This window comes from Oleiphilus sp. HI0066, assembly GCF_001635725.1.
The window spans coordinates 1-403 of sequence record NZ_LWFH01000870.1; the positions used below are offsets into that span (position 1 = coordinate 1).

The 403-nt window shown below is 45.7% G+C and carries 1 protein-coding gene; it reads left to right on the forward strand.

The annotated features are described in order from the left end of the window. Window positions 1-376: 30S ribosomal protein S7 (gene rpsG, locus A3738_RS10000; RefSeq protein WP_068763583.1), on the forward strand; the 376-nt coding region annotated here is incomplete at its 5' end. Window positions 377-403: the final 27 nt, after the last annotated feature.

Below are 403 nucleotides of genomic sequence, written 5' to 3' on the forward strand. Positions count from 1 at the left end.
TCATGGTAAAAAAGCAGTGGCAGAAAAAATTGTATACGATGCGCTAGACACAGTAGCTAGCAAATCTAATCAAGACGCTATGGAGCTTTTCGATAAAGCACTAGAGTCGATTCAGCCAATGGTTGAGGTTAAGTCGCGTCGTGTTGGTGGTGCAACCTATCAAGTTCCAGTCGAAGTTCGTCCGGCTCGCCAAATGGCGTTGGCAATGCGTTGGTTAGTAGAGTACTCACGTAAGCGTGGTGAGAAGTCTATGGCTCTACGTCTTGCAGGTGAAATTCTTGATGCTGCGGAAGGTAAAGGTGCAGCGGTTAAGAAGCGTGAAGACGTACACCGTATGGCGGAAGCGAACAAAGCATTTTCGCACTACCGTTTCTAAAACAAATTTTCGTTTTAGTACAACAAC